Here is a 13,536-nt window from a genome sequence, read left to right on the forward strand (position 1 = left end):
GGCTTACTTGGATTTGTAGATGGAATCGCTCGAACTCGCGGAGGAAGCGCCGCCGAAGTCGCTGATGAGCCTTTTGAAGGCACTGCCGAGTTCGAGCACATCGGCACCGAGTGTGAAGACGCGGGTGCCTTCCTCCATGAGTTGGTCTTTTTGACCAAACAGCGAGGCGACTGCGGGATATTTGCCGTGTTTGACGGCGGCGGCGGCGACTCTCTTGCGTGCGGCGACGACTTCAGGATGCGTGGCCTGGCCGAGCTTGCCGATGCGGTGACTGAAATCGCCCGCGCCGAAGAGCAGCATGTCGAATCCCGGCACGGCGGCGATCTCTTCGACGACTTCGAGCGCTTCAGGGCTTTCGATCTGGAGGATGACGAACTTCTCGGTGTTGCAGTGATGGGCGTAGTCTGCCAGCGGCACCTGGCAGAAGAGGCCGTCCATGTTGCCGGCGTCGAGCGCCTTGCTGCCGAGCGGACGGCAGCGAACCATGTCCACGACGTTGCGTGCCTCATCGGCGCTGGTGACGTGTGGCACCATGATGCCGGTTGCGTCGCACTCGAAGGGTTTGATGTAGTCGCTGTAGCCGCCTTTGTTGACGCGGACGATGGTGTCCATGTCGTAAAGCTTGGCCGCACGGACCTGATGCTCGACGTTGGTCCAGTCATTCGGCACATGCTCGTTGCAAAGCCAGACCGCGCTGGCTCCTGAAAGGCCCGCCAGCTCGACGATGCGCGGGTCATTCATGTTCAGCTTCAAGACGGTGCTGTTTTGACCGGCGCGGAGTTCACGGAGGATGCGGGAGGGGCGGAGTTTCATGAGTTGGCTTCGGAAAGGATGTCAGCGATGTGGATGATGGCGCCGTTTTGTTCACGGCTGCGGCGTCCGGCGATGATCACGGCCATGAGCTCGACGGTCTCGTCGAAGGGCAGGGGACGTGTGCCCGTCTTGAGCATGTCGATGAAGGCGACAAGCTGGCCGCGGAAGGCATTGTAGGTGTCGGTGAGGCGGAGCGGGAGCTGGCCTTTGGTGCCGTAGAGATGGACAGCGCCAAAGCTGCCGTAGGCGTCGTGAATCGCCCCGATGGTGACGCGCACGCCGCTGCGATGGGTGAGGTGCATGACGTCGCCACCGGCGTCGCTGTGAGCCTGGACGGTGACAAACCCGGTGCCAAGCAGCGGTTCGACGGCTTCGAGGGCGTGAATGCCGTAACGTTCCCACGTTTTGCAGGTGAAACTGGTGACCCAGCGCAGATCGCCGAGCTGGGTGCGCTGTTCGTCGCTCAAACGCATCTCCGGCGCGTAGCGCATGCCGCTGGTGGAAAGGATGATGGCACCTGCCTTGTGCCACTGCACAAACCGGCGCAGATCAGGAACGTTCGTGGCCATCGGTTTGTCCACGAAGACCGGGAGTCCGGCCTCGATGAAAGGCTTCACCCGGCGGATGTGGTCGTCACCATCGTCGGTCGAAATGATGGCGGCATCGACATGACCGATCACATCTTCGGGCTGGGCGACGATGTTCTCGATCAGGCTGGCGGCGGCCACTTTGGGCGCATCGGCGGGATCGTCAGTCCAGAGGTGTGTCACGCGTGCGCCTGGCACACGGACGTTTTCGACGGGCTGTTTGCCGAGATAATCGAGAATGGCCGGATACGGGCAAGCCGCCATGGCTGCAGGATTGAAGCCATTGACGATGGCCGACCAGGAATACGGATGCCCGTTCCCCTCGATCATGCCGAGCATCGCCAGACGCAGCTCTTTGGCAGTCGTGCTCATGGAAGGTCGATGGGGAGGCCTGTGGCGGCGGATTGAAGCGCGGCCCGGTTGAAACGCAGCGTCTGCACGGCCTCGTCAAAGGTGCTCAGAGGGCAGGCATTGCTTTCCATGCCGTCGAGAAACGCATTTGCCTGGGCGATGAAGAGGTCATCACGTTCCAGCGGCGGCGTGGTGTGCCAGGTCCAGTCCTTGTCCCCACGGTTGATGTGTCCCCAGCGCTGGAGGTGCGATTCGATCTTCACGCTGCCGTTTTCGCAGTGGATCTGGAGGACGGCTTCATTCGAGGCCTGAAACTGCGTCATGGCGTAGCTGACCATGGCCTGCCCATGACGCGCGGTGACGTTCACGGTGTCCTCCACGGTCACGCCTTCCAGATGCTGGTGCGCGGCATCGCAAAACACGCGTGTCATCGGGCCGATCATCCACTCCATGGCGTTTACCAGATGCGTCAGAGCATCCTGAATGGCTCCGCCGCCGGTTTCGTGGCGCGTGTAATAGATCTCGCGGTAAGCTGGACGAAAAGTGGGGAAGTGCTGGCCCGCGACGACGCTTGCATGCAGCGGATGGCCCAGCGTTCCGGCCTGCAAAAACTCCCGTGCGGCCGCAACCCAGGGGAAGCAGTGATAAACGTAGGCCACAGCGGCGAAACGGCCGCTTTGGGTGATCGCCGCCCGTGTTTCCTCAATGCCATCGAGTGTCACCGACAGGGGTTTCTCGATAAGCAGGGCAGCGCCGTGCGCCGCACCTTCCCGAGCGATGGCGAGATGCGTGTGGGCGGGCGTGCAGATGACAAGCGCGTCGAACTTTTGAGCGTCGAGCGCCTCACGCAGGCTGGCGAAGGAGCGGACGGCGTAGCGGGCGGCGACATCCGCCAGCAGCGTCGCATTGGCATCACACACGCTGACTTCGCAGCGGCCGGTTTTTTGGAAGCAGCGCAGGTGGCGTTCGCCGATGCTGCCGCAGCCAATGATCAGAATGGAATGCATGTGGGCCGAGTAAACGCGGAGGCTTCAGCGCTTCAAAGGTCAAAACGCTGGTCTGCTCAAATAACCAAAACCGGACATCACTCCGAGGCCTGGGCCTGCGTCACACGCATCTTTTGAAACGGCACACTCTCGCAGACAGCGAAGATGATGTCCTGGAAGCGATTGCCGGAGGCCTTGGCGCGGCGGACGATCTCATCGACGGTCGGTTTGTCCGAGTATTCCAAACCACGGCCCAAGGCGTAGATGAGGAGGTTCTCCGCGAGGTTTTTCACGAACTGATCGCTCATCTCGCGCACGAGCAGGGCACGCAGCTCGACCAGGTTCTGGAAGGCCTGGCCGCGGACGAGACTGCCAGAAGCGTCGATGGGCAGTTTCTTGTCCTGATCACGCCAGCGGCCGATGGCGTCGTAGTTTTCAAACGCGAGCCCCATTGGGTCGAGGAAGGCATGGCAACCGGCGCAAGACGCATTGCTGCGGTGCTCTTCGAGCTGCTGACGCAGCGTGAGCTTGCCAAAGGCGGCTTTCTTTTCGTCCAGCGGAGCGACACCTCCTGGCGCGGGTGGTGGCGGTGTGCCGAGGATGTTTTCCAGCAGATACTTGCCGCGTTTCACCGGGGAAGTGCGCGTCGGCGTCGAGGTGAGCGTGAGAATGCTGCCGTGCGTGAGGATGCCGCCGCGTGGGGTGCCTTGCAGGGACACTTTCTGGAACTTGTCCCCCTTCACGCCCTTGATGTCATAGAAGCGGGCCAGCTTGTCGTTGAGGTAGGTGTAGTCGGCGTTGAGGAACTCGATGACACTGAGGTTGTCGTTCAAAATGTGTCCAAAGAAGGTCTGCGACTCCTTTTTCATCAGCGATGCGATGCCGCCCTTCCAATCCGGGAACCGGCGTGTGTCGGGCCCCACGATGTCCATGTCGCGAAGCTGCAGCCACTGGCCGGCGAAGTCCTCGGTGAGGCTGTAGGAGCGCCAGTCGCCGATCATGCGCTTGAATTCGGCTGCGAGGTTCTTCCGCAACTCGCCTTTGGCGGCCAGTTGCAGCAGCCGGTCATCCGGCGGAGCTGCCCAGAGGAAGTAAGACAGGCGTGAGGCGAGGCTGTGCTCGTCGATCAAGGCGATGCCTGACCTCACCTCACCCACGGGCTGTGGAGCGCTGCGGAAGAGGAACGCGGGCGACACCAGCATGCCACGCAGCACGTAGCTAAGCGTGTCGAGCGGCTGAAGGCCCTCCTTGATGCCGAGACTGGCCACGCCGGTCCATTTGCTTTTCTCGCCGCCGGTCATGGGACGACGGAAAAGTCGTGTGCCGAGTTTCTCCACGAGTGCAGGGAGTGCCGCGTTATCGATGCCGGCGGGTTGGTCGAGGGGACCTTCGACGGTGAACTGGTGCAGCCAGAAATTGCGGTCCTGACGGGTTTTTTCGTCGTAGAAGTCGTTCAGAAACCAGACTTGCAGCTCGTGTTTGCCCGCAGGCAGGTCTGCCTCGGCCTTGAACCACTGCGGCGTCTGATTCTTGGCGGTGATGGCGAACGATCCGGCGTTTTTGCCACCGATGCGCACGTCGAACTTGGCCGGCTCTGCGCCTGCCTGCTGGGCGCCCGCTTTGACGATGAAGCGATACTTGCCCGGCTTCTCCAGCTCGACCGCATGCTTCACGTACCCGCTGGTGGCCAGTTCGATCGTGCCGGTGTCGCGACTGGCGGTGCCTTCGCCGTTTTCAAAGTCCTCGCCGCTGAGCTTCATGGCGGGAAGTCCGGCGGGCTTGCCATCCAGGAGCCACTGCACCAGACGGGTGCCGCGTGGCGGCAGTAGGCCGTTCGGGCCGTCGATCTCGATCTTGTCCAGCGCCAGATTGCGGTCGCGCTTCTCGGGATCAGGATTTTGGGGATCGCTGAAATCATTGAGGAAGCGCACCACGATCTTGTGTTCACCACCTTTGAGAGGGATTTGCTGCCGGATCGTCTGCCAGGGGCCTTTGTCGCCGTGATAGCGGGCGGTGACGTCAAAGGTTCCCAACTCCGTTTCGTCCACACGGATGGCCACTTTGGCGGCATCGGGGCCTGCCTGGGTGGCGGAGACTCGAAACTTCAGTTCATAAGTACCTTCGGCCGGTGCGGTGAACTTGGTCGCCGCGTCTGCGTTGCTGTGAAACCACCGGATGCCCTCCCATTCCTTGGTCTCGCCCTTCTGGTTCCAGAACTTCTTCGCTCCCAGCTCCAGATCGAGGCGGTCGATGGTGGAGGTGTCCATGGCTTTCTCGGCCACGGTTTTGGCCGCCCGGATGTACTTCTCCATCAGCAGCGGGGAGACGCTGAGCACGTCACCGATGTTGTCGTAGCCATAGCCGGTGTCGTCGGGCGGGAACTGGCTCGCCGGACGCAGATCGACCATCAGCAGGTCGCGGATCGAGTTGTTATACTCCGTGCGATTCAGGCGGCGATAGGTCACGTGGCCGGGATCGACCTTGGCCGGATCAAACCAGAACACCGTGTTGTCGATCCAGGCGACCATCTCATCACGTTCCGGCAGGCTGGGCTGGTCCTTCTTCTGCGGCGGCATCACGTGGGTGACCATCTGTTGCCGGACATGGTCCCACATGACCTTGTCCGCGATCATTTTGGAGTACTCCGCATACTCGTCCAGGGCGAAGTCCCCCTTGTCCGTGCCGTCGCCGTGGCAGTCGTAGCAGAATTTTTGCAGCAGCGGCAGGATGCGCTGATGATAGGCGTCCTGGCCGCGTTCGGCGGCGGAAAGCAGGCAGGGCAGGGCGATGCACGCGAAGGTTAGGCGGCGGAGCATGAAAAGTGGAGTTTGGGGGTGCGGTTACTACGTCTGGAACATGCCTTGGATTTCGCTGAAACCAATGCGTGAATTGCGGTTGCGTCTGACAGATCCTGCGCTGAAAACAGCCGCCCAAAAACTTCCCGCCATGTCCAAAACCGCCCTCGAAACCGGCAAAGCCTTCCTGCAAGAAAACGCCAGCAAACCTGGCATCACCACAACGGCCAGCGGCCTGCAGTATGAGGTGCTTCGCGAAGGCGCCGGTCCAAGCCCCAAGCTGAAGGACACCGTGGTCGTGAACTATCGCGGCACCTTGCTCAATGGCGTTGAATTCGACAGTTCCTACCTCGCCGGCCGCGAACCGGCGGAGTTTCCGCTCAAGCGCGTGATCAAAGGCTGGCAGGAAGGCGTCCAACTCATGAAGGAGGGCGCGAAGTTCCGCTTCTTCATCCCGTCAGAACTCGCCTACGGCAAACGCGGCTCTGGAATCGACATCGGACCGAACGAAACCCTCATCTTTGAGGTGGAGTTGCTGAAAGTCTGGGAGGACTAGGCGCGATTGTTCCGGCCCATGAATCAAATCGATCTCAAAGACAGAGTTGCCATCGTCACCGGTGGCGCACGCGGCATCGGACACGCCATCGCTGAACGACTGCTGGCCTCTGGTGCCAGTGTTTGCCTGTGGGATCTCGACGCAGCGGCTCTGGAGACCGCGAAGGTCGGGCTTTCGATCGTTGGGAAAGTACACACGGCGACGGTCGATGTCACCAATCCTGCATCCGTGGACTCTGCCGTGGCGACGACACTCGGTGCCTTTGGAAAAATCGACATCCTCGTCAACAACGCAGGCATCGCCGGCACGAACGCGAAGACGTGGGAAACTGATCCCGCCGAGTGGCAGCGTGTGATGGCGATCAATTTGAACGGCCCCTTCCACTGCTGCCGCGCAGTGGTGCCGCAGATGCTGAAGAACGGCTACGGCCGGATCGTCAACATCGCCTCCATCGCCGGCAAGGAAGGCAATCCGAACGCCGCGCACTACAGCGCCTCGAAGGCAGGTGTGGTCGCGTTGACCAAGTCGCTCGGCAAGGAACTCGCCACCAGCAACATCATCGTGAACGCGGTGACGCCTGCCGTCATCGAGACGGACATCCTGAAGCAGCTCACTCAGCAGCACATCGACTACATGCTGTCGAAGATCCCGATGAACCGCTTTGGCAAGAAGGAAGAAGCTGCCGCACTCGTTGCGTGGCTCAGCTCTGAGGACTGCTCGTTCACCACGGGTGCGGTGTTCGATTTGTCCGGCGGCAGAGCGACCTACTGATCAGTTTCAGCCAACGTGCGCGTATTCTGCGCATGTCCCTGATCACCGAAGAAAACGCCAAGCCTGGCTTGAACGACTGGCAGCTCACTCGCCTACGCCTCGATGGCAGCGGCTTTCGCTCGCCGCTGATCGAAGGCTACTGCTCGCGGCAGTCCGTGAAAGCTGGTGAGACGCTCGACATCTTCGTCAGCACGAAGCCTTCATCCCGTTTCAAGATCGAGATCTTCCGCACGGGTTACTACGGCGGCAAAGGCGCTCGCTTGATGACCGAGCTCGGCCCCTTCGGTGGAAAAGAGCAGCCAGTGCCGGACATCGGCGAGAAACGCCTGCGCGAATGCCGCTGGGAGAAATCGACCTCGCTCACGATCCCGGGCGATTGGTTGAGCGGCGTGTATCTCGGACGGCTGACGACTTTGCCCGCCTCGAAGGACGAGCCGTATTGGCAGAGCTACATCGTTTTCATCGTCACAGATGATCGGAAGGCGGACATTCTCTTCCAGTGCAGCGACAACACCTGGCAGGCTTACAACAGGTGGCCGGACAACTACTCGCTCTACACCGATCCGAAGGGCAATCAGGGGCCGTGGTCGGATGTCAGCTTCGACCGGCCCTACGCCAACTATGCGCAGATCTACACGAACCCGCAGTCCGTGGGCAGTGGCGAGTGGCTGTGCTTCGAGTTTCCCGCCGCCTACTGGCTGGAGAAGGAGGGCTACGACGTCACCTACTGCTCGAACGCCGACATGATCACGCCAGATCACGGTTTGAAGTGCAAGGCCTTCATCAGCATCGGCCACGACGAGTATTGGGACATCCGTCAGCACGACAGCGTGGCAAAGATGCGAGATGCAGGCGTCAATCTGCTCTTCCTTTCCGGCAATTCCGTGTGCTGGGTGACACCGTTCTCTCAAAACGCGGATGGCGTGCCGAACCGCCGCATCTTCCGCGGCGGTCCGTATGGCGGTGACTACACGTATGCCGTGGATCGCGAGAAAGAGCACGGCCCGTATCCGCATCGGGGCCCGGATGAAGGCTATCTCATGGGCGTGCGCAACATCGATCCCGTGAACGGCGGCGGTGATTGGATTTGCACGAAACCCGAACACTGGGTCTTTGCAGGCACCGGCATGAAAAAAGGTGACATCATCCCCGGCATGATCGGTTGGGAGTATCACGGCGATGCACCCAAGGATCTGCCGGGGCTTGAGATTCTGGGCGGAGGCACGTGCTGGCAGGGGGGGCAGAATCCGCAGCAGTGGCAGGCGGTCATCTTCGATGGTCCGAAGGGAAACTTCATCTTCAACGCCTCCACCATCTGGTGGGCGCAGGGCCTGAGCAAGCCGCCCGGTCACATGCCGGTGTGGAGTCACTACTCACGTCCGCATGGCACGGACGAGCGCGTGCAGCGCATCACGGCGAATCTGTTGAAGCGGGCCATCACTTAAAAGTCGCCCACCTTCGCGTCAACGTGGCAGGTTTGAGGTTTTCAGCATGGCCCTCGTTCGACGCCAAAGACCAGAAGATGGTTGGCGAGCAGGAAATCCTCAGCGCTCGGCTGGAGACGCCACCCGGGGGACGAATTCGCTGTAGTGGAAGAAACACCATTTGCCGTCCTCGCTCATCCGCAGTTCCAGACGCTTGCTCTTAAAGAACGTGTCGCGGTTCGTGGCAAGAGCCTTCTCTTCGGGACTGCCTGAGACGACATAGTCGTCAAAAGGCGGCTTGAACGTCTCGAAGCCTTGGGCCTCAAGTAAGGTGGCTTGGAAAGCGGTGTCGATCTGCAAGACACCATAGGCCCACTGTCCATCGCCATGCGAGTCACCTAGTTCGATACGCCGGGCCAGGGCATGCTGCGCGAGCTTGGGGCCGATGAGCCACTTCAGGCGCTGGGCAGGCAGGGCGTCATGGATGGCCAGCCCGATCAACACGGCGAGACCACCCGGCACCAGAAGCCGCAGAACTGTCGGCCAGCGGTTGAACAGGAGTGCCGAGATCCAGGCAACGACTCCAAAGAACGGAAGCATCAACATTTGTCCGATGATAAACCAGTGGGCCGTGGTGAACGGAAACAGATCACCGCGCTCGTAATCCAGTCCGACCATGTTAAACCATATCCAAAGCTCCAGGGCGGCCAAGGTCAGCAGTCCGAACAACTTGCCCGAGAGGCGACGGGAAACGGCGACCGGGGTAGGGGCTTCTTCGACGTTCATCTGAGGGGCAAGGTGTTCGGCTTTGGATCGGTTGCCAACCTCAATTCCCGTGATGAGAACCTGACGGGACGCCCGCAGGAAGACTACCCAGGCCTTTGCGCCGCTTCTCGCATTGGCGTCGTGGGGTGGGCAGAGATGCAAGGCGCAAGCTCTTGCATCGGCGACAACGCCGTCGATCGCGGAGAATGCTCTTGGGCCCAAGGAACTCACCTGGCGGGAGACAGCGGTGTCGCGCCAAGGCTTGCCACCGCACGACGCTGCCGCGCAAAATCACACCAGAATGTCCTTCGCCACCTCGCCATGCACGTCTGTGAGGCGGAAGTTGCGGCCGGAGTAGCGGTAGGTGAGGCGTTCGTGATTGATGCCCATGAGGTGCAGGACCGTGGCGTGCAAATCATGCGTCGTGATGATGCCGGTTTCGGCGGTGTCGCCCATGGCGTTGGTGCTGCCGTAGGCGAAGCCGCCTTTCACGCCGCCGCCGGCCATCCACATGGTGTAACCGCGGCCGTTGTGTCCGCGACCGTTGTAGGGTTCGTTGTCGTAGCTCGATCCGCGGCCGAATTCGCCGCCCCAGAGGATGAGGGTGTCCTTGAGCATGTCGCGCTGCTTCAGGTCGGCGATGAGGCCGGCGATGGGTTTGTCGATGGATGTGGCCTGGCGGGTGATGCCTTCGCGGAGCTGCTGGTGATGGTCCCATCCGGTGCTGGTGAGCTGGATGAAGCGCACGCCTTTTTCCGCGAGCCGACGCGCCATGAGGCACTGCGTGCCAAAGCGCTCGGTGTCGCCGTTGTCGAGGCCATAGAGCTCGCGGATGTGCGCGGGCTCCTTGTCGAGATCGAGCACGTCGGGCACGCTGGTCTGCATTTTATAGGCGAGTTCGTAGCTCTGGATGATGCCTTCGACCTCGGGATTGCCCGGATCGCCCGCGAGGAGCCTGCGATTGGCTTTTTGGATGAATTCGATCTGCTTACGCTGCTTCGCGTCGCTGAGGCGGCCGTTGGAGAGATCGGGAACGCCGCCGCCGGTGGTGCTGAGTCGCGTGCCTTGAAAGCTCGCGGGCAAAAACGCGCTGCCATAGTTCATCGCGCCGCCGGTATCGGCCACAGGATTGATGGTGACAAAGCCCGGCAGATCCTCCGCCTCGGTGCCGAGGCCGTAAACGATCCACGCGCCCATCGAGGGCCGCACAAAGGTCTCGCTGCCGATGTGCAGCGCCACCGTGGCCATTTGATGCGCGTTCGTGCGTGTCTGCATGCCGTTGAGGATGCAGAGGTCGTCCGCGTGCTTCGAAAGCTCAGGAAACGCGTCGGAAATCATGAGCCCGCTCTTGCCACGCGGTTTGAAGTCGAACGCAGCGCCCATGTACTTCGCCACCTTCTGCTCGTGGGCCTTCACGAGCTCCGGTTTGTAATCAAACGTATCCAGATGGCTCGGCCCGCCCTGCATGAACATGAAGATCACGCGTTTCGCCTTCGCCGCGAAATGCGGAGCCTTCGGCGCGAGCGGATTGATCGTCTTCGGCGGTGCCGCAGCCGAAGCCCACTGCTGATGCAGCGCATTGAACGCCAGCCAGCCGAAGCCTGCGCTGGTGGATTGAAGAATATTGCGGCGAGTGGTCATATGGGGCTATTGGCGTGAAGTAGAGCGCGGCAGCGTCGTGGAGTGCGGTGACAGAGATGCGAGGACGAAGCCTCGCATCGACGGCACCGCTTTCGATGGCCGGACTGGCTTCCGAACACCTGTGGACGCTCGACAGCGGCGTCGCCGATGCCGGATGGCTCCGGCATCTCTGCCGCACGCACTCCACGACGCTGCCGCGAAGGCGATAGTGCCAGGTGCTATCGAGAAGTTTGTCATGCTAGAAAACGTATCGAAACTCAGCGGTGCCCAGAAGCGCCTGCACGAGCGTTTGGTCGTCCAAATCGCGTGCGTCGGTGAGTTCTTCGGAGGTGGGATCGCGGCCCAAAATGAGCTTGTAGATGGCTTTCGTGTCTTTTCCGGCTTTGTCGGCGATTTGGGCGGCGAGTTGTTCGACGAACGGGTTGTTCATGAAGAACAGGGCCTGCGGGGCGACGGTGGTGACGTCGCGCTGGCCTTTGATTTGGGTGGGGCCGGGGAAGTCGAAGGTGCTGAAGAGTTCAGGGATGTTGTCGCGCACGACGGGGAGGTAGATCGTGCGATACGGTTCCTCGATGCCGAGCAAGCCGCGTGTGATGCCGTGACGACCTTTGCCACCCGTGCCGGCGACTTGGATGCCTTCGGGGCGGTCGAAGGTGAGTTGACCGGCGAGTTGTAGCAAAGTGTCGCGCAGGGGTTCGAGTTCGAGGCGCTTCGGGTTTTGACGCCAGCGCAGTTTGTTGCCCGCATCGGGATGCTCGGGATTGCCGGTGGTGGCGAGTCTGTAAGTGTGACTGAGCATCATCTCGCGGATCATTTTCTTCACGCTCCATCCATTCGTGACGAAACGGATGGCGAGATGATCAAGCAACTCGGGATGCGTGGGATCGGCGCCGGTGATGCCGAAGTCATCGGGCGTGCGCACGAGGCCTTCGCCGAAAAGATGCTGCCAGAGACGGTTCACCATGACGCGGGAGGTAAGCGGATGCGTGGGCTGCGTGAGCCATTGGGCGAATTCGAGGCGGCCGGAGCTTTGCGCGGGCACTTTCGGCATCGGTGGCAAGGCGGGAAGCTTCAATTCGCCGCGATTCGGCGCGGTGTCGCGATCATGCGGGTCGCCGCCGATGGCGATCTCGCAGTCTTTGATTTCACCGTCGATGACGCCCATGCAGAAGTGCGGATCGTGGTCGTAGCGGATGGTTTGCTTCGGATTGCCGAGCTCGCGGATGTCATCCATCGAGTGAATGCCTGCGGGCAGTTTTTGCGGCGGGCCGACGGCTTCATCGAGCTCGGTGGGCAGATCGACGAGCGCCTCGGGGCTGACGTAACCGCCGGCGACGCCGTCATTGCGGTTCGGCGTGCCGCTGAGCGTGCGGCTGCTGTAAAAGATGCCGGCGAGCGCGTAGTAATCGCGCATGGTGACGGGCTCCGTTTTGTGATCGTGGCAGCGGGCGCAGGCGAGCGTGAGGCCGAGGAAGGCGCGGCCGACGACGTCGATCTGATCATCGACCTGATCGAGGAGGTATTGCTCGTAGTCGCCCTCCTGCACGTTCATGCTGCCGAGCGCGAGCATGCCGGTGCCGACGATTTGATCGCGGCGCTGCAACACAGTCTTCGCCGGGAGCAAATCGCCCGCGATCTGCTCGGCGACGAAGCGATTGTAGGGCTTGTCCTCGTTGAGCGAATCAATCACCCAGTCGCGATACCGCGCCGCATACAAAAACGGCGCATTCCACACGCGACCGACGCTGTCCGCATAACGCACGACATCGAGCCAGTGCCGTGCCCAGCGCTCGCCGAAGCGTTCGGATTGAAGAAATGAGTCCACGACCTTCGCGAAGGCGATGTCATCAGGCGAAGGATCGCGCAGGAAGGCCTCGATTTCCATTTGAGACGGCGGAAGGCCACGCAGATCGAAGGACGCGCGGCGAATCAGCGTCGCACGCGAAGCATCGCCGATGGGACGGAGGTTTTCCTTTTCGAGACGAGCGAGGATGAAGCGGTCGAGGTCGTCCTTCGGCCACGCGGTGTCTTTCGTGGTCGGAATGGCCGGGCGCTGGAGGCGCTGGTAGGACCACGGCGTGGGGTTCTCGTATTTCTCTGCGGCTTGAAGAGAAAAGCAGGCGACAAGAAGGACCACCACAGAGATGGGAAAGGCGCAGAGTGAGTGTGACTTGAGTCCCGGAAGATTGAACCACGAATGGGCACGAAGCTTCACGAATGGTTCAGAATGTTGGATTGAGATCATTGGTGCACCTTCGTGAACATTCGTGGTTTGAAGGCTTGGATCACTTCTTCGCCTTCAGCCATGCACTGAGGGCTTTGACGTTTTGGACGAAGTCGAGGCTGTAGAGGACGCCGCCGGTGGGTTTGGTTTTTTTGCCGTTCGCATCGCGCATGATGCCGCGGTCGTCGTCGGTGATGGGCCAGGAGCCGTTGGGGGCTTGTTCTTTTAAGATGGTGGCGATATCGGCGTCGGTGGGTGGGGAGGACCAGCGTTCTTTTTCGGTGCGGGGGAAGGTGACGGGCTCGCCACGGGGGATCTGGCTGCCGGCGGCTTGCAGGGCGTCGAGTTCGCTGTCCCAGACCCAGCCGTAGTTCGAGGAGGCTTTGGCGTCGGAGTAAGTGAGCTCGAAGCCTTTGCCGCCGGGGCCACGCTCGAAGTAGAGGGGCTTGTTGGTGTGCAGTTCGTAGAAGCGGGCGAGCTTGTTGCCGGGGAGGAGCACGGTGCGGAGGTAGTTGATGGCCTTGGCGACGGGCGCGAGGTATTTTTTGTCGCCGGTGGCGGCGGCGAGCTTCAGCAGCGCCCACATGGCGGCCTGGCTTTCGCGACCGCTGATGGCGGTGGGC

The 13,536-nt window shown here is 61.3% G+C and carries 9 protein-coding genes and 2 pseudogenes; 3 read left to right on the plus strand and 8 right to left on the minus strand.

Going from position 1 to position 13,536, the window contains the following annotated elements:
• Positions 1-3 precede the first annotated feature (3 nt).
• From IAE77_RS17020 to IAE77_RS17035, 4 genes are all read right to left on the minus strand, one after another.
• Positions 4-813 (minus strand): aldolase/citrate lyase family protein, encoded by an 810-nt coding sequence (locus tag IAE77_RS17020; RefSeq protein ID WP_294228845.1) that lies wholly within the window; start codon positions 811-813, stop codon positions 4-6.
• Positions 810-1,772: a Gfo/Idh/MocA family oxidoreductase gene (locus IAE77_RS17025; RefSeq protein WP_294228848.1), complete on the minus strand. Its 963-nt coding sequence runs from the start codon at positions 1,770-1,772 to the stop codon at positions 810-812. Before IAE77_RS17025 ends, IAE77_RS17020 begins: the two co-directional genes overlap by 4 nt.
• The gene (locus IAE77_RS17030; protein WP_294228851.1) at positions 1,769-2,758 is read right to left on the minus strand and encodes a Gfo/Idh/MocA family oxidoreductase; all 990 of its coding nucleotides are present in this window, start codon (positions 2,756-2,758) and stop codon (positions 1,769-1,771) included. The genes IAE77_RS17025 and IAE77_RS17030 overlap by 4 nt, the downstream gene beginning before the upstream one ends.
• Before the next feature lie 77 nt (positions 2,759-2,835).
• Positions 2,836-5,553, minus strand: a complete 2,718-nt coding sequence (locus tag IAE77_RS17035; RefSeq protein WP_294228853.1) for a DUF1592 domain-containing protein — start codon at positions 5,551-5,553, stop codon at positions 2,836-2,838.
• Between the two features lie 73 nt (positions 5,554-5,626).
• Here IAE77_RS17035 and IAE77_RS17040 point away from each other — a divergent pair.
• From IAE77_RS17040 to IAE77_RS17050, 3 genes and pseudogenes are all read left to right on the plus strand, one after another.
• Positions 5,627-6,088 (plus strand): annotated as a pseudogene (locus tag IAE77_RS17040) (FKBP-type peptidyl-prolyl cis-trans isomerase); the annotation flags it as partial.
• 18 nt (positions 6,089-6,106) lie between these two features.
• Positions 6,107-6,859 (plus strand): SDR family NAD(P)-dependent oxidoreductase, encoded by a 753-nt coding sequence (locus IAE77_RS17045; protein WP_294228859.1) that lies wholly within the window; start codon positions 6,107-6,109, stop codon positions 6,857-6,859.
• 32 nt (positions 6,860-6,891) lie between these two features.
• Entirely contained in the window at positions 6,892-8,304 is a 1,413-nt protein-coding gene (locus tag IAE77_RS17050) for a N,N-dimethylformamidase beta subunit family domain-containing protein (RefSeq protein ID WP_294228863.1), read from the plus strand.
• Between the two features lie 99 nt (positions 8,305-8,403).
• Here the strand turns inward: IAE77_RS17050 and IAE77_RS17055 are convergent, their stop codons facing one another.
• The 4 genes and pseudogenes from IAE77_RS17055 to IAE77_RS17070 all read right to left on the minus strand — a co-directional run.
• The gene (locus tag IAE77_RS17055) at positions 8,404-9,069 is read right to left on the minus strand and encodes a hypothetical protein (RefSeq protein ID WP_294228869.1); all 666 of its coding nucleotides are present in this window, start codon (positions 9,067-9,069) and stop codon (positions 8,404-8,406) included.
• 270 nt (positions 9,070-9,339) lie between these two features.
• On the minus strand, positions 9,340-10,689 hold the full coding sequence (locus IAE77_RS17060; protein WP_294228872.1) for a DUF1501 domain-containing protein: 1,350 nt from the start codon (positions 10,687-10,689) through the stop codon (positions 9,340-9,342).
• A gap of 238 nt (positions 10,690-10,927) precedes the next feature.
• Positions 10,928-12,904, minus strand: a complete 1,977-nt coding sequence (locus IAE77_RS17065) for a DUF1549 and DUF1553 domain-containing protein (RefSeq protein ID WP_294228874.1) — start codon at positions 12,902-12,904, stop codon at positions 10,928-10,930.
• Positions 12,905-12,974: 70 nt separating this feature from the next.
• Positions 12,975-13,536: pseudogene (locus tag IAE77_RS17070) on the minus strand (hypothetical protein); the annotation flags it as partial.

The organism is Prosthecobacter sp., from assembly GCF_014879935.1.
Taxonomy (GTDB): domain Bacteria; phylum Verrucomicrobiota; class Verrucomicrobiia; order Verrucomicrobiales; family Verrucomicrobiaceae; genus Prosthecobacter.

What these genes read in the sequence shown, in the direction of transcription:
- IAE77_RS17060 (WP_294228872.1), bottom strand. Translation starts at nt 10,689, where the DNA reads ATGACCACTCGCCGCAATATTCTTCAATCCACCAGCGCAGGCTTCGGC.
- IAE77_RS17030 (WP_294228851.1), bottom strand. Translation starts at nt 2,758, where the DNA reads ATGCATTCCATTCTGATCATTGGCTGCGGCAGCATCGGCGAACGCCAC.
- IAE77_RS17020 (WP_294228845.1), bottom strand. Translation starts at nt 813, where the DNA reads ATGAAACTCCGCCCCTCCCGCATCCTCCGTGAACTCCGCGCCGGTCAA.
- IAE77_RS17035 (WP_294228853.1), bottom strand. Translation starts at nt 5,553, where the DNA reads ATGCTCCGCCGCCTAACCTTCGCGTGCATCGCCCTGCCCTGCCTGCTT.
- IAE77_RS17025 (WP_294228848.1), bottom strand. Translation starts at nt 1,772, where the DNA reads ATGAGCACGACTGCCAAAGAGCTGCGTCTGGCGATGCTCGGCATGATC.
- IAE77_RS17055 (WP_294228869.1), bottom strand. Translation starts at nt 9,069, where the DNA reads ATGAACGTCGAAGAAGCCCCTACCCCGGTCGCCGTTTCCCGTCGCCTC.
- IAE77_RS17050 (WP_294228863.1), top strand. Translation starts at nt 6,892, where the DNA reads ATGTCCCTGATCACCGAAGAAAACGCCAAGCCTGGCTTGAACGACTGG.
- IAE77_RS17045 (WP_294228859.1), top strand. Translation starts at nt 6,107, where the DNA reads ATGAATCAAATCGATCTCAAAGACAGAGTTGCCATCGTCACCGGTGGC.